This window comes from Erythrobacter dokdonensis DSW-74 (genome assembly GCF_001677335.1).
In the GTDB taxonomy this organism is placed as follows: Bacteria; Pseudomonadota; Alphaproteobacteria; order Sphingomonadales; family Sphingomonadaceae; genus Erythrobacter; species Erythrobacter dokdonensis.
In genome coordinates this window covers 15,234-34,814 of sequence record NZ_LZYB01000004.1, presented here as the reverse complement: position 1 = coordinate 34,814, position 19,581 = coordinate 15,234, and the positions used below count along the sequence as shown (strand labels likewise).

At 64.0% G+C, this 19,581-nt stretch carries 21 protein-coding genes, 1 tRNA gene and 1 pseudogene; 10 read left to right on the top strand and 13 right to left on the bottom strand.

What is annotated here, in order from left to right; translation table 11 throughout:
• Positions 1-272: 272 nt before the first annotated feature.
• On the bottom strand, positions 273-1,466 hold the full coding sequence (locus tag I603_RS08915) for a helix-turn-helix domain-containing protein (protein WP_084440006.1): 1,194 nt from the start codon (positions 1,464-1,466) through the stop codon (positions 273-275).
• Between the two features lie 126 nt (positions 1,467-1,592).
• Here I603_RS08915 and I603_RS08910 point away from each other — a divergent pair, with 126 nt between their 5' ends.
• The 5 genes from I603_RS08910 to I603_RS08890 all read left to right on the top strand — a co-directional run bounded on the left by I603_RS08910 (position 1,593) and on the right by I603_RS08890 (position 4,427).
• Positions 1,593-2,378: a hypothetical protein gene (locus I603_RS08910; RefSeq protein WP_068864242.1), complete on the top strand. Its 786-nt coding sequence runs from the start codon at positions 1,593-1,595 to the stop codon at positions 2,376-2,378.
• A 134-nt stretch (positions 2,379-2,512) separates the two neighbouring features.
• Entirely contained in the window at positions 2,513-3,112 is a 600-nt protein-coding gene (locus tag I603_RS14705; protein WP_198157239.1) for a hypothetical protein, read from the top strand.
• A 31-nt stretch (positions 3,113-3,143) separates the two neighbouring features.
• Complete coding sequence (locus I603_RS14700) at positions 3,144-3,647, top strand: hypothetical protein (protein ID WP_198157238.1); 504 nt, start codon at positions 3,144-3,146, stop codon at positions 3,645-3,647.
• A 13-nt stretch (positions 3,648-3,660) separates the two neighbouring features.
• Positions 3,661-3,975: a hypothetical protein gene (locus tag I603_RS08895; RefSeq protein WP_068864240.1), complete on the top strand. Its 315-nt coding sequence runs from the start codon at positions 3,661-3,663 to the stop codon at positions 3,973-3,975.
• Positions 3,972-4,427, top strand: coding sequence for an META domain-containing protein (locus tag I603_RS08890; protein ID WP_068864238.1), 456 nt, complete (start codon positions 3,972-3,974; stop codon positions 4,425-4,427). Before I603_RS08895 ends, I603_RS08890 begins: the two co-directional genes overlap by 4 nt.
• Before the next feature lie 47 nt (positions 4,428-4,474).
• Here the strand turns inward: I603_RS08890 and I603_RS08885 are convergent, their stop codons facing one another.
• Positions 4,475-4,714 (bottom strand): hypothetical protein, encoded by a 240-nt coding sequence (locus tag I603_RS08885; RefSeq protein WP_068864236.1) that lies wholly within the window; start codon positions 4,712-4,714, stop codon positions 4,475-4,477.
• Here I603_RS08885 and I603_RS08880 point away from each other — a divergent pair.
• Complete coding sequence (locus tag I603_RS08880; RefSeq protein WP_068864234.1) at positions 4,713-5,237, top strand: hypothetical protein; 525 nt, start codon at positions 4,713-4,715, stop codon at positions 5,235-5,237. The genes I603_RS08885 and I603_RS08880 overlap by 2 nt on opposite strands.
• Before the next feature lie 14 nt (positions 5,238-5,251).
• Here the strand turns inward: I603_RS08880 and I603_RS08875 are convergent, their stop codons facing one another.
• From I603_RS08875 to panC, 11 genes and pseudogenes are all read right to left on the bottom strand, one after another.
• Positions 5,252-6,607, bottom strand: coding sequence for an MFS transporter (locus I603_RS08875; RefSeq protein ID WP_068864232.1), 1,356 nt, complete (start codon positions 6,605-6,607; stop codon positions 5,252-5,254).
• A gap of 99 nt (positions 6,608-6,706) precedes the next feature.
• Positions 6,707-7,402, bottom strand: coding sequence for a fimbrial biogenesis chaperone (locus tag I603_RS08870; RefSeq protein WP_068864230.1), 696 nt, complete (start codon positions 7,400-7,402; stop codon positions 6,707-6,709).
• Positions 7,399-9,942 carry a TcfC E-set like domain-containing protein gene (locus tag I603_RS08865; protein WP_158093642.1) on the bottom strand — a complete coding sequence of 848 codons (2,544 nt, stop codon included), beginning with the start codon at positions 9,940-9,942 and terminating at the stop codon, positions 7,399-7,401. The genes I603_RS08870 and I603_RS08865 overlap by 4 nt, the downstream gene beginning before the upstream one ends.
• A gap of 8 nt (positions 9,943-9,950) precedes the next feature.
• Entirely contained in the window at positions 9,951-10,451 is a 501-nt protein-coding gene (locus I603_RS14695; protein WP_158093643.1) for a hypothetical protein, read from the bottom strand.
• A 25-nt stretch (positions 10,452-10,476) separates the two neighbouring features.
• Positions 10,477-11,019 carry a hypothetical protein gene (locus tag I603_RS08855; RefSeq protein ID WP_068864226.1) on the bottom strand — a complete coding sequence of 181 codons (543 nt, stop codon included), beginning with the start codon at positions 11,017-11,019 and terminating at the stop codon, positions 10,477-10,479.
• A gap of 25 nt (positions 11,020-11,044) precedes the next feature.
• Entirely contained in the window at positions 11,045-11,587 is a 543-nt protein-coding gene (locus tag I603_RS08850) for a hypothetical protein (RefSeq protein WP_068864224.1), read from the bottom strand.
• 25 nt (positions 11,588-11,612) lie between these two features.
• The gene (locus I603_RS08845; RefSeq protein ID WP_068864222.1) at positions 11,613-12,161 is read right to left on the bottom strand and encodes a hypothetical protein; all 549 of its coding nucleotides are present in this window, start codon (positions 12,159-12,161) and stop codon (positions 11,613-11,615) included.
• Between the two features lie 64 nt (positions 12,162-12,225).
• Entirely contained in the window at positions 12,226-12,939 is a 714-nt protein-coding gene (locus I603_RS08840; protein WP_143736697.1) for a hypothetical protein, read from the bottom strand.
• 583 nt (positions 12,940-13,522) lie between these two features.
• A pseudogene (locus tag I603_RS08835) lies at positions 13,523-14,752 on the bottom strand (tyrosine-type recombinase/integrase).
• Between the two features lie 201 nt (positions 14,753-14,953).
• Positions 14,954-15,027: transfer RNA gene (locus I603_RS08830), tRNA-Gly, on the bottom strand.
• A 71-nt stretch (positions 15,028-15,098) separates the two neighbouring features.
• Positions 15,099-15,968 (bottom strand): pantoate--beta-alanine ligase, encoded by an 870-nt coding sequence (gene panC, locus I603_RS08825; protein WP_068864218.1) that lies wholly within the window; start codon positions 15,966-15,968, stop codon positions 15,099-15,101.
• A 105-nt stretch (positions 15,969-16,073) separates the two neighbouring features.
• Here panC and I603_RS08820 point away from each other — a divergent pair, with 105 nt between their 5' ends.
• From I603_RS08820 to I603_RS08805, 4 genes are all read left to right on the top strand, one after another.
• The gene (locus I603_RS08820; protein ID WP_068864217.1) at positions 16,074-16,910 is read left to right on the top strand and encodes a division plane positioning ATPase MipZ; all 837 of its coding nucleotides are present in this window, start codon (positions 16,074-16,076) and stop codon (positions 16,908-16,910) included.
• A gap of 4 nt (positions 16,911-16,914) precedes the next feature.
• Positions 16,915-17,217, top strand: a complete 303-nt coding sequence (locus tag I603_RS08815; RefSeq protein ID WP_068864215.1) for a J domain-containing protein — start codon at positions 16,915-16,917, stop codon at positions 17,215-17,217.
• 87 nt (positions 17,218-17,304) lie between these two features.
• Positions 17,305-18,720: a phosphoglucomutase/phosphomannomutase PgmG gene (pgmG, locus tag I603_RS08810; protein ID WP_068864214.1), complete on the top strand. Its 1,416-nt coding sequence runs from the start codon at positions 17,305-17,307 to the stop codon at positions 18,718-18,720.
• A 30-nt stretch (positions 18,721-18,750) separates the two neighbouring features.
• Positions 18,751-19,575, top strand: a complete 825-nt coding sequence (locus I603_RS08805) for a DUF2059 domain-containing protein (RefSeq protein ID WP_068864212.1) — start codon at positions 18,751-18,753, stop codon at positions 19,573-19,575.
• The last annotated feature ends 6 nt before the right edge of the window (positions 19,576-19,581 follow it).

Below are 19,581 nucleotides of genomic sequence, written 5' to 3'. Positions count from 1 at the left end.
TTGCAGTTTTCAGTTTTTAAATCAGAGCGATATAACTGCGACCCGTCGCGTAGGGTGTGCCCCAATTTAAAGCGCTAAGGGCGGGATCCAGTACCAGTACTGATTGCGGCCCAGCCCAACGGTGCAGTCCGGCCCGTATCCGAAGCGGTTCCGCAGCGCATCGAACTCTCCTCGGGAACTAATCCCGCCCTTTTTGAACGTACACAAACTGATGAGGCACGGATGTCCCTGAGATTGCCGACAAAGTCGCGCACTCAGGTGCGCGGTTCAGCCTAGCGTGTCGAGCCGCCATGCGGTGAACCTTCACGCTTTTTCATCTTGCGCCACCGTGCCGGTGACACACCCGAATAGCGCCGGAAGGACCGCACAAAGGCAGAGGGGTCACTGTAGCCGAGCTGGTGGCCGAGATCCTTCACCTTTAGCCCGTCTTGCAGCAACATTTCCTGCGCCATCGCCATGCGCAACTTGTCGATGAGCGCGCGATAGGTCTGTCCGCAGGCCGCAAAATTGCGAGCAAGGGTGCGTTCCGAAAGGCCCAGTTCGGCGGCGATCTCGGCGAAGGGTGGGACTCTTGCCTCTTTCGCGAGGACATTGCGGACAAGATGCTCGATTTCATCGGGCCTTCTCGAGGATGGGCGGCGCTTCCCACCTCCAGCCTTCTCCAGAGAGGCCAAGATGCTCGCCCATAGCTCCGGATCGAATGTGAGCCCGGGGAAGTCCATAAGTTCCTCCGGCACACCGACGGAAGCCGCTTCGCTGTCATATACTACCTCGCAAGGCAGTAGCGCATCGATCGCATCGTTTGAATGCAGGCGCGATATGACGATGCGGGGGAGCTGGCCGATGCCTTGGGCGCTGACACCAAGAAACGAGCGGATGATGAGGAAGATCCAGATCAGCAGGAGCTGTTCGTGGATGCCGCAGAAAGGGCCGAACCGAGGATCCATGTCGAACCGGAAAACCGCCATGCCCTGCGATCGGATAATTCGAGCAGCCATGGCCGGGTTCTTGCGATTGCTGGCAGTTACCACGAATTGCAGGGCCGCCCCGAGATCCGGCGCGGCGAGAATCTGGCTTTGGGCAGGATAGTTAGACCACTCCAGCATCATTGCTGCCAGCCGCGCCTCCCCGTGCATTTGCAGCAAATTGGACATGATCTGCAGGTCGTTGATCTGGCTGATCTCGCGCGGGAGCGGACTGCCCGGATCAAGATCTGTCCCTGCAAACATCCAGCCGGGCCTGCCAAGGCTTTCACACCAGAAGGCGGTGACGCCTGTAGGGACTTTCGAAGAGGCAAACTCCGGATCGTTCCGCATCAATCGGTCTAGGAATTCATCAAAGCCGACTGGCGAAATCACGTACATGGCACGCTCCCTACGTCGCCCGATCCTGTGATGAGTAGGCCTACAGCGGCAGGAAATGTCAAGTTTTTGGCTGAAGGTGCCGATATATCTGCCAGTCTGCATAGGGTAGTCTTGCAACCGTTCCAGTTCGTTGGACCGGAACAGGGCGTGTGCGGAACGGCTTTTGAAACGTCGTGACGAACGCCGGGACACGTAGGCGGGATCGCGCCGCCAGATTGGGAGAAGTCAATGAAGAACCATTTCGTTCGCCGCGTCGCCTTGGGAACGGCCTGCGCTGCACTGGTCGCCACACCTGTTCTGGCGGAAAAGGCCAGCAGCTTGACCTGGATCAACGGCATGGATGCCGCTAGCGCCGAGCGGGAACTCGTCAAGCGCGGTTTCAAGAGCATTTCCAGCCATCGCAGTTCCGGCGGCTTCGTCAACAGCTACTGGTGGCACGGCGGCAACGACAACTGCGTGGTCGTCGAATCCACGAGCGGCAAGGTCATGACCATCAACGACGCCACCGATCAGGATTGCGGCCATCACAAGGGTGACGGCGCTGCCACCGCGGTCGGTGTGGTCGCTGGCGCGGCGATCCTCGGCGCGCTTCTCGGCGGCAAGTCGCACCACAAGGAAGGCCGCGACTACGACCGCGAGCAGACCGCCGAGTTCGATCGCGGCTACACCGACGGGCTCCATGGCGCGACCTACCACAATTACAGCCGCTCGGATGCCTATTCGCATGGTTACGAGAAAGGCGTGGATGAGCGCGAGGCCAACCTCAGCCATCACCACCGCCGCGGCGGCTATGTCCAGACCGCCCGGATCGACGACCTGCGGGGCGCACGCGCGGCCGGCGGCATGAGCGAATTGGAACGGCGCGGCTTTACCCAGGTCGACAATTTCACCAGCGGCAACAGCCGCTATTCGATCCAGTGGAAGCGCGATAGCCGCCAGTGTGTGCAGGTGATCATCGACGACGGCAAGTTCTACGACATCCGCGATATCGGTCAGCACCCGAACTGCCGCTGAGCGGGACGGGTAAACCGGTTACGAATGGCGGGGCCGGATCATGCCGGCACCGAGGCACACCGCCGGCATGAAACTGCCCCGCCACACTTTCCTGTCTTGTGATGACAGTGGAGCATGACATGATTTCTCGCCTTATGATTGCATCGAGTCTCGCACTGGTTCTCGCCGCCTGTGGCGGAACTCCGGCCGAAGACAGCGCGGCCGAGCCTGCCGCCGGATCGGCTGCGGCGGACATTCCCGAAAGCCTCGCCCCCTTCGGCGACGGCTATCCGGGTCCCGGCGCGCCCTGCCGCCGTCTGGGCGAAAGCCCGGCTACGTCGAGCTACCTCGACGACAGCGCGGTTCTGGTCGGCTGCCCCGACGAAGCCTCGGCAGAGGCGCTCGGCGGGACGATCGTGAGCAATGTCGATGGCGTGCGGTTGGTGAGCATACCGACGGGCGATGCCAATGCCGGTATGGGAGAGAACGGCCCGGCTGCCGCTGCCGATACCTCGCCCGCCAAAGCCGCAGCGGCAAAGATCCGTGGCCCCGGCGGGCTCGAGGAAAAATGCCTCGCGCAGGTCAATGAAGTGACAGGCGGCGGCGCGACCGGAGTCAACCGGATCTCGGAGTCCGAAGCTGCGATCGAAATCTACATCAATGTTGCGGGTGCCGAGGCCCCATGGCGTTGCCTCGCCTATCGCGACGGCACCATCGGCGAGGTGATGTACACCGGAAGCGAAGGCGCGCTGTAAGGCGCTGCACTTCGATCGAAGGGGAAAGACCATGACGATGATGAACACGCGTCTGCTTTGGGCCGCGCTGCTGGCGGCAAGCCTCGCGGCTTGCGGCGGCAGGGGGGACGACACCACCGACAGTGCAGCTGCGGGCGATACCGAAGCGATGGCGGCAGCCGAAACCAATGGCCCGCCACCGCCGCCCGATGCCGCAACTGACGGCGAGGACGAGCTGGTGCCCGGCACAGATTACAACGCCACGACCATCATCTCCTGCGGCTTCGACGGTGCCCCGCCCACGCAGAAATGCGATGCCGGGATCAAGCGTAACTGGGGCGATGCGCCGGGGGAACATCTGGTCGAAGTGACCAAACCCGACGGCATGAAACGCGCGATCTTCTTCCGCGGCACCGAGCCCTATGGCGCCGACAGCGTCCAGGCAGATGGTTCGGCAGAATGGGACCTGAAATGGACCCGCAACGGAGACCAGACCACCATCACCTTTGGCCCTGAGACCTATGTCGTCGTCGATGCGATGATCACCGGCGGCTGACAGGGAGGAAAGCATGGGCAAGTTGGCAATCGGTATCCTCACGCTACTCGTGGGCCTCGTAGGCGGGACGCTGATCGGAGCGCCGCTGATCGCCGGTGCCATGATGGGGGCGGGCGCCGGGGTCGGTTTATCGACCGGAACCTGCATGACCGTGCAGGCGGCCAAGGAACTCGGCTACCTGACCGACGAACAGGTCAATGAGGTCATGAAGCGCGCCGCCGAGGACATTTCCGGAAAGCCGATCGCCCAAGGCCAGCAGATCGCAGAAAGCGCGGCAGCGTGCCGTGAGGTGCTGGAAAACATCAAGCGAGCAGGGGAGGATTCATGATCAATCGCAAAAAGGCCATTTTGCGGGGGAAAGCTGTCATCCTCGCGGGCGGCGCGGCGCTCGCGCTTGCGGCCTGTGCGACATCCTCGCCGCCACACCCGCTCGAAGGCACACGCTGGCGGCTGGTCGATGTCGAGACATCGGGCACATCGACGCGGCTGACCGAGGAATTGTCGTCACGTCACACGCTGACATTCGAAAGCGAGCGGGCGGTGATGCAGCTTGATTGCAACCGCGGCAACGCCAGGTGGTCGGCCTCCACGCCCCGCAGCGGCAATGGCACGATCAGCTTCGGCCCGGTTGCCTCGACCCGCGCGCTTTGTCCGCGTCCGACTTTCGGCGAGGAGCTTGCCTCCGAACTGCCCAAGGCCAGCGGCTATACGCTGACATCAGACGGGACCGGCCTGATCATCCGCACCCAAGCGGAGGTCTATGTCTTCACCCGCGACTGAAGTCGTCCAACATTCCGCTTTGGGCGCGTGCGACCCAGCCCAGGGGATCAACGCCGCCACAGCCAGTAGAGGATGGCAGCGTTGATCCCCGGGGCAAGGATTGGCAGCCAAGGCCCGGCCAGCCCGATGCGGTCTCCAACGAGATTCCACGGCAGCCCGAGCGGGAGCAGGAAGACGGCCGAAAGCGGGTCGCGTTCCTGCCCGAACAAACCGAAAGTCCCGATGGCAAGCAGCGCCAGCGCAATCACGTAAAGGAGGGTGAAGGCAATTAAGATCCACTTCCACATGCGCTTGGCAACCTTCCTTGTTATAGCCTTTCAGGCGGTCTGCGGATCGCTTGCGCCCTTGGCTGCGCGGGACGGGGCGCTGCCAGCATCAGAATGGGACTTCATTGCCTTCGAGGTCAAGAGCTGGGGACAACCCGTCAGCAGTTGGCGGATCACCTCAAGCGGTGAGGGCTCGTGGACCGAGGTCCGCAAGGCAGCCGTCGATGCACCTGCCGGGGATATCGCGGTCTGGCATGAAATTCCCGCCGAAGCGCAACTCGCCCTTGCGCTTCGGCGAGTGTTTGACCGGCTGCCGCCGATTGCGCCCGATTACGGTAATTGCGCCAACTTCATGTCCGATCTTCCCTATGGCACGCTCCGGCTGACCAAGGGCGCGACAACCACCGAAATCGCCTGGAATTCGGGTTGCCTAGATGACGGCTATGTCGCTTTCATCGGGCTTCTCAAGGAGGCCGACTCTCTTGTCGCCGCGGCCGGCCGGCAGGGCCAGATGCTGCGCGAGGAACCCCTGCCCGGCCCGTGACGCGGCGGTGCCAATCAAGGCACCGCATTGTTCCCGGGCGCTTCGAACCGGGCGCCGCGATACTCCGGCTGGGCGGCCCGCTCCACCGCAAGCTTGAAGATTGCCGCATAAAAGCCTGCCGCCGCGAGGCAGGCGCTCATCACCCAGAACATCACCTCCGGAACGCCCATCCCGCTCGCGGCGCCCGCCAGCAGCGCCCCGAACGGACGACCGACCCCGCTCAGTCCCATGTAGACCACGAACTGGCTGGCAGCCGCACCCGGGACGCACAGCCGCATGGCCACTGGCACCAACGCGATTGTGAATGTCATGATCAGAAATTCCGCGACGACTGCATAGCCGATAAGGATGGAAGTCTGGTTCCACAACGATGGCAGGGCTGCAAAGAGGCTGGCCCAAACGGCAAGGATTGCCGCACATCCCGCAAGTACCCGGCGTTCTCCGAAAAGAGAGACAATCCGGCCGCCAGCAAGGATACAATAGGCACCGCTAGCCGTCGTCAGCATGGCCATCAGGCTGGTATAGTCCGACAAAGTCCAGCCCGCCGCGCGGGCGAACAGCGCGGGCAGATAGGTCTCGTGCACCCCGGAAGGAAGGCTGCGCACCAGAAGCAAAGGCACGAAAGCGAGGGAAAACGGCCCTCTGAGGGCACGAAAAGTCTCACGCAAAAGGGGACGCCACGCCGCCACTTGAATCGCGCGGTTGCCGGGATGGGCCGTGCCTTTGCTCCACGGCAGACGGCGTTCCCCGCGCCGCTCGACCAGCACACAGCCATAGATCATCGTGACCAGCGGCACGGCTGCGGCGGCCAGCATCGCGGCCGGAGTGCCGGCGTGCTCCAGCGCCCAGCCGAACGTCGCCACGCTGATTGAAAGACCGATCACCTGTGCCCCCACCATCATCGCGGCAGCGCCGGTTCGCTCTTCCTCGGCCATGAGGTCGATCGCCAGCGCGTCGATCCCGACATCCTGGAAGTTCACGGCGATATTGGCGAGAAAGGCGAGGCCGGCGAGGAGCACGATTTCGGCAGGTTGCGGGTTAGCGAGTGCTCCAGCGATCATCACGGCGACCAGCGTCCCCTGCGCCGCGATGATCCACGCCCTGCGGCGGCCCATCGGCAGGTAGGGGTAGCGATCGATCAGGAACCCGAGCAGGAACTTGAGTGTCCACGGCAGACCCGCCGCCGACACGACCACTGCAATTCCCGCCGTCGGGACATCATGGCTTGCAAGCCAAGCGGGAATCGCGAACAGGAAGATGCCCGGAGCGATCCCCTGATTGAAGTAGAACAGGACGAGGGTGAACAGCCGCAGGCCCGATGATTCGGCGAGCACCATGCCCAAGCTTGGCTGGTCGTGGTCCGCTTCCATGATCTCTGCCTCGCTGCCTGCGACAGAATGCAACCTAGGCGACCGTCGCGGGCGTGCCAACCGGCGATCCGGAGCGCGACGGGCCGCAGCGGCCGCGGGTCATTCCATCACTATGCGGCTGCTTCGCCCCATGAAGAGCACGTCGAAGGTGACAACCTCTTCGGCGCCCTTGGTCACGGTGATCGCGTTTCCGGCATAGAGCCGGGAGGAAGGCACCTTGGTGCAGCTCTCTTCCGGCTGACCGGGCTTGCAGGAACGGCCGTTGATCAGCTGGGCGTTGCTGTTGCCGTTGTTGCGGACAATCACCTGCTCGGCGCTGTTTTCCCAGTCTATGGTCAGCGTCGGATTAGCCGGGCGCTGGATCACCAGCAGATCATAGCCGACCAGAATCTTCAGCCCGCTCTCTTCGCCGGTTACATCCCCCGCTACTGGCTTGACGGCAACGCGGAACACCCTGTCAGCATCACCCGGCGGGGTCAGGGCAGCAAGCCGCACGAAGCGGCGCTCGCCGGGTTCGAGGATCATCCGTGGCGGCGATGCGAGCAGGCCGAGCTGCTGCGGATCACTGAGCGCCACCCGTGTTTCGCCTTCGCTGCCCGGCGCGTCGATCCGGGCGGGTTCGACGGCCACAAAAACACGCTCACTCGTCGGGTTTTCGACGGTGAAATCGGCGCGCTGCAGATCCTCGGGCGGAAGGTCGATGATAACCGGGTGCACCGCGATTTGAGCCAGAGCGGGCACAGTGCCAGCCATCGCAACGATTGCGGTTGCCATGATGCGGCAAAAGAAACTCATGAATCGTCCCCGGATTTTGTCGCTACTGTGGTGCATACCACGTCCCCAAGGTCAAGCAGGGGCCGGCTGCTGTCCGATGGCGCAAGGGTGATGCGGCACACTTCCGCGCCGGCCTTTCGCATGACGTAGGTTTCCTCGCCAGCGATCTCGCCCTGGAAATAGCCTGAACCGTCGGTCTGCATGAAGTCGCGTTCGCCGAACAGTGCCGCGCCCGGCAGCGGCTTGCCCTCCATGTCGACCACGCGCCCGAATACCGCCTGGACCGCGCGCACCTCCCATTCGAGATATTGCATGTTGCCGCGGTAGAGTGAGACTTCGCGCGCATTTGCGTCGAATCTGCCGCCCCGCCCACGCACCGGCGCAAGCCGCACCGCATAGGCGCGGTAGGGCGGGAGGAACACCGGGATGCTCTGGCCCGGACGGATCCGGGCCCGCGGCACATCGTCGACCAGCACGTCCATCTCGACATCGTCCCCGCTTCCCTTGAGGGCGACGACGATCCCGCTTTCGCCGATGTCGCGTCCGCCGAGCGTGGCATCGTTCCCGCCGATCGCAAGGCTGGTGATCGCGTTGGCGGCATAGCGCGTGCCGCCCCCGCCGGGCGTGTCGAAGACATGTTCGACCTGTCCGAGGAATCGGCCATACTGGCTGTCAAGGTTGGCCTCAGCGCGCACCCTTTCGCTGTCGAGATCGCGCGCATAGCCCGCCGCCACCGACAAGTCGCCGCGCAGCACGCCGGGGCTCGAATAGGTTGCCAGCAGGTTGCCGATGGGGCCGCTGTCCTCGACCCCGCCTCGCCGCCGCCATGCGCCGGCGCTTTCGCCCAGCACCACGAAATTGTCGCGCAGGAAGTTAATACGGATGCCCACCCGAACATCCCAGCCGTCGCTGCTGCGGCGTCCGTCGCCGAATAATGTCAACTGGAGATTGCGCGCCGGGCGGGTGGCATAATCGAAGCTGGGCCCAAATGCGTAGAAGGCCTCTGAACGGGGTGATTTGAAATAGAGACCATCGAACCGCAGGTTGGCGCGCCCCAGCCGCATCCCGATATTGCCGCCTGCCTGCGTGCTGTCGCCGACCAGCAGGTTGATGTCGTTAATTGGCGTGAGACCGAAGCGGTCGCGGTTGCCAAGGCCGCCGAAGCCCGGCCCCCAGGTGCGCCGGAAGAAAGCATTGGCCGAGACATTGGCAAGATCGAACCACGAGACATTGGCAATCAACCCGTAATTGCCATTATTGCCCGCCAGCCCCACCAACCGCCCGTTGAAACCATCGGCCAGATAGCTCGCACCGGCTTCGGCGACAAAGTCCTGCCCCACCAGCAGCGCGCCGCCCTCGAGCGAGACATTGGGCGACAGACGGTGACCGACTGTGCCCTGCATAAACAGGTCATCGCCGAATTCCGGCAGCCCGCTGCCCATGTCCATCGCCAGGGTGCCAGCCGTGGCGGAGAAGGCGGTGCGGCCGACCGGCGGCAGGCTGCGGTCCTTGGTGAAGAAGCGTGTCTCGGTGCGGGTGGCCCCGGTGTCGTCGATGATCTCGAGCGTGATGTTGTAGGCGCCTGCCGGAAACACCGAGGTATCGACCAGCTGGTTGCCGGCATCGAGCTGCATCGAGGCCAGCAGCTGCCCGTCGCGATAGGCGTTGATCTGCGAGCGGCGCGGCAGGAACAGGGCAATCGGCTGGGTGAAGGCACCTTCCGCATCGGCGCGGGTGTCATACTGCGTGCCGACGCTAGCCCCGTAGATCCGCGCCTGCCCGGTAAAGGCGAGCGGTTCGGAGAACATCAGCCCGCCGCGATAGCGCAGCGCGCCGGTATCGAGCTCGGCGGCGAGGATCTGGCTCTGGAAGCCGAAATTGTCCGACTGGCCCACATCCGCAACGAGCCTTGCGTTGCGCCATGCGAGGATCGAGCGGTTCTGGAGCGCATAGTTTGCCGCGCGGCCCTCAACGCCCGAAACCGAACCGGCGAATGTGCTGATCAGAGAAAGGCCGGCATCGGGAATCGGCAGGTATTCTCTGGTCTGCACTTCGACCGCAGCGAGAAACGCGGGGGCGATGAAGATTTCGAGCCGGAAGCTTCCGGGATCGTGGATGATCGCCGCAACCGGCGGCGACAGCACGCCGCAGCCGGGGCGCGGATCGTCGCGGCAGGCAAGGCCTGCGTTGCTGTCGAGCCTGCCCGTGAGCGCCGCTGCAACAGCCTGCGGGTCCGTGACCCCGTCGATTAGCGCGATCACCTTATCGGGCTCGTCGAAGGTGAAGTATCCGGGCTCCTGGATGCCCGAGGTGGTGCCGATCAGACGCCCGCCAAAATAAATGTCGACCACCACCGGTGCTGGATCGACCAGATCCTCGAAGCCGGGCGGGGTGGAGATGGTGAAGGCCGCCGCCGACCGGACCTGTGCGCCGGGGGCGTTCGGCGCGGTCTCGCGCTCGACCTCGGAAGCGAGCAGCGCCGGATCTTGCGATTGCGCCAGCACCGGAGCTGCGATGACAAGCGAACAGCAACCGCAAAGCCAGGGGCGCAGGTGTTTCATGCCTCTCCCTATTGCGGCGCGATGACGAGGGTCAGCGTGCCGCTGTAATTGGTCGCCGAACGGGCGGCGGCGAGATCGGCACGCGCGATCACCACGACAAGGCTGGCTGTGCGGGTCGGCCCGGAACCGCAGGTGGCATCGGTTGCCGTGCTGGTCTGCCCGCCGAGCGGCTGGCCGGGATTGAGCGGCATTCCCTGATCGACGCTCGGCTGGTCGGCCCATTCGATCGCGAAGGGCAGGTCGGCCCCGCCGCCGCCGTCGAGCACGAAGGCGCCGCCCGCCCCCGAGCCGGTGGCGGTGACCAGATAGCCGCGCCCCGGCAGATCGCTGAACACGCATAGCGACTGCGCACGGCGCGCGTCATTGACGGGCCGCAACGCGCCGAAGGACACGTCCGACAGGCCCGAGATGTTCACGCTCTGCGCGGCGAGCGGCGGGGCAGCCAACGTCAGGGCAAACCCTGTCGCGAACAGCACCGCACCGGTCAGAGCGGGCGCTCTCCTGCTCATTATCTGGCGACCGCTGATGCCCTGATCAGGTCGGCGAGACCAGCAGGGTGAGCACGCCGGTATAGGTGGTGGTAGCCTCCATCGCTGCGATCGCGGTGGAGGTGATCTGGACCGTAAGGGTCGTGTTGGTGGAGCCGCCGCAATCGGGTGCGACCGCGTTGCTGCGATATTGCGCGGACTTTGTCCCTGCGGTCAGCGTCTGCGATGTCCCGGCGAAATCCCGGATCACGATCGAATAGGGCGTTGTGCGGGTCCCATCGGTTATCGTGAAGGCATTGGCGGCGCCATCGCCGGTAGCCGTGACGAAAAAGCTGCCGTCGGGATTGTTCGACCAGATGCAGATGTCGTCGGACTGGTTGGCATTGGCCCCGGTGTTGAGCGCGGTCCGCAGGCTTGTAGCAGCGAAGGTGATGTCATCGAGATTGGTTATGTTCACTTCCGGCGTGATGCTGGCGTTGATCGTGACCGTCCCGGTCGAGGTCGGTCCGGGCGTGCCTTGCGTTGCGGCGAAGGCGGGGGCCGAAAGGCAGACCAGCGCGGCGGCAGTCGCAAGAATCTTCGTCTTCATGTCGTGTCTCCTTGAGTCGGAAAGCTCAGGTCGGCGAGACCAGCAGGGTCAGCACGCCGGTGTAGGTGGTGGTTGCTTCCATCGCGGCGATGTCTGCGTTCCGCAGGATTACCAGCAGGCTAGCCGTTGTTGACCCGCCGCAATCGGGCGCAGTCGCAGTGGTAGTCAAACGCGGGGACTTGGTCCCGGATGTCAGCGACTGGACCGCTCCACCTCCGAACCGCCAGCCCAGGGAGTAGGCCAGTGTTCGCGTGCCATCAGTCAGCGTAAATGCGTTCCCGGCACCATCGCCGGTCGCTGTGAGATAGTAGCTTCCATCGACATTGTTGCTCCACACGCAGACATCGTCAGCCTGCTGGGCATTTGCGCCGGTGTTAAGCGCCGTTTGCAGCTGGGTGGCGGTGAATGTGAGATCGTCGAGATCCGAAATCGCCACTTCGGGCGTGATCGTGGCATTGATCGTCACCGTGCCCGTCGAAGTCGGCCCGGGCGTGCCCTGCGTGGCAGCGAAGGCGGGAGCGGAAAGCCCTGCGACTGCAGTGGCGGCGGCGAGAAGCTTCATCTTCATGGTGTGTCCTCTGGGGCTGGAATTGTCAGGTCGGCGAAACCAGCAGGGTCAGCACGCCGGTGTAGGTGGTGGTTGCTTCCATCGCGGCGATGTCGTCGCGCTGGAGGATGATGGCGAGGCTGGCGTTGGTTCCATTGCGGAAGGCGGAACAGTCAACGCCCGCATTGGAAATGACGATAGGACGGGTCTTGGTTCCCGGGGTCAATTGAAATTGACTGGCAATCACGCGCAGCGTCACGGAATAGGGCAGCGTGCGGCTTCCATCGGTAAGGGTAAAGGCGCCCCCGGCGCCGTCGCCCGTGGCAGTGACGAACAGGGTGTTGTCGACATTGTTCGTCCACAGGCAGATGTCGTCGGTAAGCCCGGCGGGACGGCCGGTATTGACTGCAGTCGCGAGCTGGGTCGCGGTGAAGGTGAAGTCGTCCAGATTGGAGATGTTCACTTCGGGCGTGATCGAGGCGTTGATCGTGACCGTCCCGGTCGAAGTCGGCCCGGGCGTGCCCTGGGTTGACGCGATGGCCGGGGCGGCAACCGCACAGGCCGCAAGTGCCATGAGCAGCTTGAAGTTTCGCATCGTCAATCTGCGATCTGGGTGCACAATGGTTCCGCCATGTTCGCGAAGGGGTCAGACACCGGCATTACCCTCCCTGCACGAAGGCATCCGGGATCTCGTAAACCTCGACGGTGCCGATTTTTACAACCGAAGTGTCGCCCCGCCTTTCCACATAGATACCGGCGTCCGAATCGCTCGAAACCGCCTTGTTCCCGCGGAACAGGATGGTGCGCTCTCCGCCATCGGGCGTATCCACATGGACTGTCGCGCTAGACCCGCGCCGTGTTACGCCCGCGCGGCAACTGCTCATAGGCTTGCTGGGTTCGGCGACGCAGCGGATCATCGCGGTCGCGTGATAGGGCGTGCCCGAAACCAGCACGTCGGAACTGTGCGAGGCGCCGCTGCCGGTGGCAGAGATGTTCAGCCGGTAGCTCGCCCTTTCGCCGCGTCGCCCGCTCGCGCGCATCTGATAGACTCGGATGGTGTATGTTCCGGCCATGCGGGTGCGCGCCTCGAACGTCTGACCGCTCGTCGAGCTGTTGTAGATCGCCACATTCCCCGCGCCGGGCTCGATCACGTTGAAATAGGCCGACCCGCCGCGATCCTGCAGCGAAACCGAAAGCATCTGCCCGGCCGCCAGCGTCAGATGATAATCGATATACTCTTCCCCGACGATCGAAGCATCGATCGTGGTTCCGCTCGCGCCGCGGGCGAAGTGAACCTGTTCGACCCGCTGGGCCGCAACTGGCGCGGCTGCCAAGGCTATCACACACGCTATAATCGCAGCGAACTTGTTCATCTCGTGTCTCCCGGTCGGCGAAGGTCCGGTGGACGATGCCGGACCTATCTTCGCAAATGCTAAGGAAAACTACTCGGTCGCCAGATGGGATACCATCTGCAATTCCTGCCAAAAAACTGGCATTAGCTGCCAATGCCAGCGCACAGATCGCATCGAAGGCCTAAGCGATCATGGTTGGCTGTTGGCATTTCAGGCCGGCTCCGAGATCCCCGGGTCGCGATGACGGGATGGAACGCTTTAGGTTGTGTGTTCACAACCCCCAGGACGAGATCACAGCGAAGCTTCTTTCTGCCGGTGGCTCCGCTCTGTAGCATTTTGATGGAGCCCGGAGCTGAAAGCGTCAGAGGCATTGAACCGGCACCACGCAGTTGGGGAACAGTGAGCACACCCTACCCCGCGAATTCGGGTCGCATCTAATTGATGTATTGAAGGAAACACGGTTTGTGCACAAATGACCCGCCCACGAGTTGTGCGGGTTTGCGGCGAGTTGCGAGCAAACTACTCAGCGTTAAATTTCTGAAATACCATCGCAATTCTTCGGGCGATTGCGGATCATACACGAGTGGCGGTTTCTCAAGACTAATCACCGCTTCTCCGCCTTGATCGGCACTACGTCTGCGCCCTTGCGCAGCTGATCGAGGTGGTCGCTCCACCATTGCGCCATGGCCACGCGCTCCTTCCAGTGTGCGCCCCGGTGGTACGCGGCACGGATCCTGTCGCTGTCGCCGTGAGCCAATGCCCGCTCTATCACGTCTGGGTGCCACTTGCCGCTTTCGTTCAGCAGGGTCGAGGCCACGGCCCGAAAGCCGTGGGCGGTCATCTCGTCGGTGGAGTAGCCGAGGCGGCGAAGCCCTGCGTTGATCGTATTGTCGCTCATTGGGCGCTTGCGGGAGCGGATCGAAGGGAAGACGTAGCCCTCAGGTCCGGTCAGCGTGCGGAGGTCTTCGAGGATCGCAATCGACTGGCGTGAGAGTGGAACGAGGTGATCCTTGCGCATCTTGGTTTTGGCCGCCGGGATGGTCCACAAGGCACCTTCGAAATCGAACTCGCTCCATTCGGCGTGGCGTAGCTCTCCGGGGCGGACGAACACATGCGGGGCCAGTTGCATCGCCAGCATGGTGATTGGTTGGCCCTCATAGCCGTCGATGGCGCGCAGCAGTTCGCCCACGCGCGCGGGGTCGATGATCGCGCCGTAGTGGGTGACGGTGGGCGCGGTCAGCGCGCCGCGCAGGTCGCGCGTGGGGTCCGACGAGAGACGGGCGGTTGCCACCGCGTAGCGGAACACCGCGCCAGCCAGTTGCAGGGTGCGGCGGGCGCTTTCCAGCTGGCCCTTGCGCTCGATCTTGCGGACGGCAATAAGCACATCGGCAGGTTCGATATCGGTGATAGGCAGTTTGCCGATCGATCCCTTGAGCAGCGACAGCAGATACTCGCTGCGAGTGGCCGTGCTCACCGCCTAGGCCTTTTGACCATCGCGCCGCCGCTTCTGGCAGAACTCGGCGGCAATAGCGTCGAAGGTTGTCTCGGCCTGGATGCGCGACCGCACCTTCTCGCGCTGCTTCTCGCGGCCCGGATCCTTGCCTGCTGCCACTAACTCGCGGGCGGCATCACGCCTACGCCGCGCCTCCGCGAGACCAACCTGAGGATAGATCCCGATCGCCAGCTTCTTCTCCTTGCCGTCGATGCGATATTTGACCCGCCACAGCTTGCCGCCCGAAGGCTGCACCAGCAGGAACAGGCCGAGCGTGTCGCCCACCTTATAGGGTTTCTCTCGCGGCTTGGCGTTCCGGATCGCAACATCTGTCAGCGGCATGGCCCTCGGTCCTTTCCCAGCTCGTGGCCCCCACGTGGGGGCCAGTCCAATTGCCCGAAATGCCTTGGCCCCGCGATGTGGCCCCCAAGGGCCCCGGATGCAGCGGGAAGAATAGGGACATTCTCGGACGACCGAAGGCACAAATCCCTAGGATTTCCAAGGGTTTTATAGACTTTCCGGGGCTGTTTGGGAAGGGAGGGCTGGAGCGGGTAGCGGGAATCGAACCCGCATAGCCAGCTTGGAAGGCTGGAGCTTTACCACTAAGCTATACCCGCTCAGGCCAACGACGCGCCAATGCCACCGATTGCCTCGGCAGGTCAACGGTTCTCTGCGCGCTATCGCTTCACTACTTGAGCGCCGGCATCACCGCCATATTGTCGATCAGGCGGGTGCCGCCGATCCGCGCGGCGACCAGCAGGCGGGCGGGGGCCCCGTCCAGCGCCGTCAGAGGGGCGAGGCTCGCCGCATCGGCCAATACCGCATAATCGACGCTGGTGAAGCCGGCGGAGGTCATTTCGGCCTCCAGCTCGGCGAGCGCCGCGGTCGCATTCGCGCCGCCTACGATGGCAGCGATCGCTTTCCTCATGGCGCGCGGCAGAGCGGCCGCCGCCGCGCGCTGTTCTGGCGAGAGGTATCGGTTGCGGCTCGACATCGCGAGCCCGTCTGCCTCGCGCACGGTCGGCACGCCGATAATTGCATCCGCGTGCGGCAAGGTCAGGTCGAGATCCCGCGCCATCGCCCTGATCACGGCGAGCTGCTGAAAGTCCTTCTCGCCAAAGAAGGCCATGTCGGGCTGCACCTGATTGAACAGCTTGCAGACGACTGTTGCCACCCCGTCGAAATGGCCGGGCCGGGCGGCGCCGCACAGGCCCTCGCTGACGCCTGCCACGCTGACGTTGGTGACAAAGCCTGCCGGATACATTTCCTCCACCGTTGGCGCCCAGAGCAGCGCGACGCCCTCGGCCTCGAGCATCGCCGCATCCTCGGCAAGCTGGCGCGGATAGGCGGCGAGATCCTCCTTCGGGCCAAACTGCCTCGGGTTGACGAAGATCGAGGCGACCACGTGATCGGCTTCCGCCCGCGCGCGGCGTACCAGCGTGAGGTGGCCCTCGTGGAGCGCGCCCATGGTCGGCACCAGCGCGATCCGCCCTGCCCCCTGCCGGCGTAGCCCTGCAACCGCATTTCTCAACACATCGCGGGTCGTTGCAATTTGCACGGGCCTTCCCCAGCCGATAGAACCGGAGGCCTCCCTAGCCGCGCGGGCGCGCTTTTCAAAGCGGCCCCGCCAAGCGGCGGCACGAACAAGAGGTTTCGCAAGATCATGGCCAGCACTGCCCCTTCGCGGCGGATCCCCGGCAAGGCCCATCGCATCGTCTTCGCCAACGAAAAGGGCGGTACCGGCAAATCGACCACTGCGGTCCATGTCGCGGTGGCGCTTGCCTATCTCGGCGCGCGCGTGGCCTCGCTCGATCTCGATCCGCGCCAGCGCACCATGCACCGCTATATCGAGAACCGGCTCGCCACCCTTGAAAAGCGCCAGCTGACTTTGCCGACCCCCGATTGCGAGGTTTTTCGCGGGGAGACGCCGGAAGAGTTGCTGGCAGCTATCAGCCGACTGGAGGCGACCTGCGATTTCCTGATCATCGACAATCCGGGGCGCGACGACCCCTTCGCCCGGACTGCGGTGGAGAACGCCGATACGCTGGTCACCCCGATGAACGACAGCTTCGTGGATTTCGACCTGATCGGGCAGGTCGATGCCGAGACTTTCAAGGTGAAGAAGCTCTCCTTCTTCGCCGAGCTGATCTGGGAAGCGCGGCTGAAGCGCAGCCGCATGACGATTGAACAGCAGCGCCCCGAGATGGACTGGGTCGTGGTCAGGAACCGCACCGGCCATGTCGAGGCACGCAACCAGGCGCGCCTCCAGCGGGCGCTGACCGAAATGGCCAAGCGGGTCGGCTTCAGGGTGACGCAGGGCCTGTCCGAGCGTGTTATCTACCGCGAGCTGTTTCCGTCCGGCCTGACCCTGCTCGACAAGGGGCATCTGGGCGAACTCGGCACGAGCCATCTGGTTGCGCGGCAGGAATTGCGCAGCCTCGTGATGGCACTGAGTCTGCCCGATTTCGTGCGCGCGCAAAGCGAGCTGGAACTGGCCTGAAGGCGTGTTGCGCTACCTCGTTCTCATCGCGGCGGCGAGCCTGTTATGTCGCTGGATCTTGGGCAAGTGGCCATGGGACTATCTGAGGGCAACCAGTCCGCGGGTTGCAGCGCTGCGCCGGGCCCGCAGCCTGCTCGGCGTCGCACCCGAGGCATCCCGCGAGGAGGTGATCGCTGCCCATCGCCGGCTGGTGGGGCTTGTCCATCCCGATCGCGGCGGCAGCAAGGAGGCCATGCAGGAAGCCAATGCCGCGCGCGACCTGCTACTGGCCGAACTGCCCGCGCCGGTCGGCGGGGAGAGCGATTGAGCCGCGCCTAGGCGGCATCGCGGGATTGACACATTTGCCGTCCAGTCGCAGGCCGCGAGTGCATATCAAACAAGGGACAAGTCTTTCATGTCACACCATTTCCACCCCACGGTGCTGCGCGAGTACGATATTCGCGGGATCATCGGCGAAACGCTCGGTCCGGATGATGCGCGAGCGATCGGTCGCGCGTTCGGGACGCTGCTGTGCGAGGCGGGTGGCAAGACCGTGGCGGTGGGGTATGACGGGCGGGTGAGTTCGCCCATGCTGGAACACGCGCTGGTCGAAGGGCTTACCGCCAGCGGGTGCGACGTCGTGCGGATCGGCTTGGGGGCGACCCCGATGCTCTATTACGCCGAAGCCTCAAGCAAAGAGGTGGATGGCGGCATTCAGATAACTGGCAGCCACAATCCCCCCAATTACAATGGCTTCAAGATGGTATTTCTTGGCCGGCCGTTCTTCGGCGCCGATATCCAGAAGCTCGGGAAACTGGCAGCAGACGGGGCCTTTGCCAGCGGGCAGGGCGAAGTCACCACGCGCGACATCCTGGGCGAGTATGTCGAGCGCCTGCTCGAGGGACTGGCCGGGATCGATACGGCCAGGCTCGAAACCCTGCGCGTCGGCTGGGATGCCGGGAACGGCGCCGCCGGCCCCGCGCTCGAGGCGCTTGCTGCCCGCCTGCCCGGGGAACACCATCTGCTGTTTACCGAAGTTGACGGACATTTTCCCAACCACCATCCTGATCCGACTGTCGAGGCCAATCTGGCCGACTTGCGGGCGCTCGTCGCTGACAAGAACCTCGATTTCGGAGTGGCTTTCGACGGGGATGGCGACCGGATCGGGGCGATCGATGGCACCGGTAGGGTGATCTGGGGCGATCAGCTTCTGATGATCTATGCCGAGGACCTGCTGAAAACCCGCCCCGGATCAACGATTATTGCCGATGTGAAGGCCAGCCGCGCGCTCTTCGACCGCGTGGCCGAACTGGGTGGCGAGCCGCTGATGTGGAAGACCGGCCATTCGCTGATCAAGTCCAAAATGAAGGAAACCGGTGCGCCGCTGGCGGGCGAGATGAGCGGGCACGTCTTCTTCGCCGACGAATATTACGGCTTCGACGATGCGCTGTATGCCGGAGTGCGGCTGCTGGCGGCGGCGGCGCGACTGGGCAAGTCCGTCACCGAGCTCCGCGGTGCGATCCCGCCGATGCTCAACACGCCGGAACTGCGCTTTCAGGTCGACGAGGCGCGCAAGTTTGCCGCGATGGAGGAAATCGCCGGACGGCTTACCGGCAATCCCGGGCCCGAGGTCGAGAGCCTCAACACCACCGACGGCGTAAGGGTCAACACCGCCGACGGCTGGTGGCTCCTGCGCGCCTCGAACACGCAGGACGTGCTGGTCGCCCGCGCCGAAAGCGACAGCGAGGAAGGGCTCGCCCGCCTGCTCGCGCAGATTGATGCGCAACTCGCCGCATCGGGTCTGGAGCGCGGGGAGAGCGTCGGGCATTAGGTCCGCCCGAACTCAGGGGAGAGCATCATCATGATTCGTCGCCGGATTTTCGCTGCCACTGCCGGGATCGCCGCGCTCGCGCTGGTCCCGCCGCCGCTCGCCGCGCAGGACGCTGCGCCCGAAGCCGAGCGTGACGAGGCCGATGAAATGCAACAGGCCATGGCGATGCTCAGCGGGATGTTCCCGGCCGAGACGCTTACCGCCGAGCAGGAAGCCCGGTTGCCCCAGGCCCGCCGGATCATTGCCGCACTCATCCCCGAAGGCACGCTGGCCGAGATGATGGGCGGAATGTTCGACAGGATGATGGGACCGATCATGGACGCGGCAGGCCCGAGCTCGATCGGCACCGTGACTGCGGCCACCGGCCTTTCGACCTACGAACTCGATCTCAGCCCCGAGCAATCGGACGAACTTGCGCGGCTGTTCGATCCGGCCTGGGCCGAACGCCAGAAGCGCGAGATGGCGTTGATGCCGACCCTGATGGCAGAGATGATGAACCTGATGGAGCCCGGTATGCGCAAGGCCATGTCCGAGCTTTATGCGATCAACTTCAATCAGACCGAACTCGACGGCATCGAAGCCTTCTTCCAGACCGAGGTCGGCGCCACCTATGCCCGCAAGAGCTTCACCATGGCGAGCGACCCGCGCATCCTCAGCGCCTCGATGGAAGCCATGCCGCAGATCATGGGCTCGCTTGCGACCATGGAGCAGAAGATGGCCGAGGCTAGCGCCGATCTTCCCGCCAAGCGCGCTTTCGCCGAACTCGCGGACAGCGAAAAGGCCCGCGTTGCCGAACTGACCGGCCTCGGCATCGCTGATATCGAAGCGCGGCTCGCGGGCGAATCCCCAGAATAGCACGCG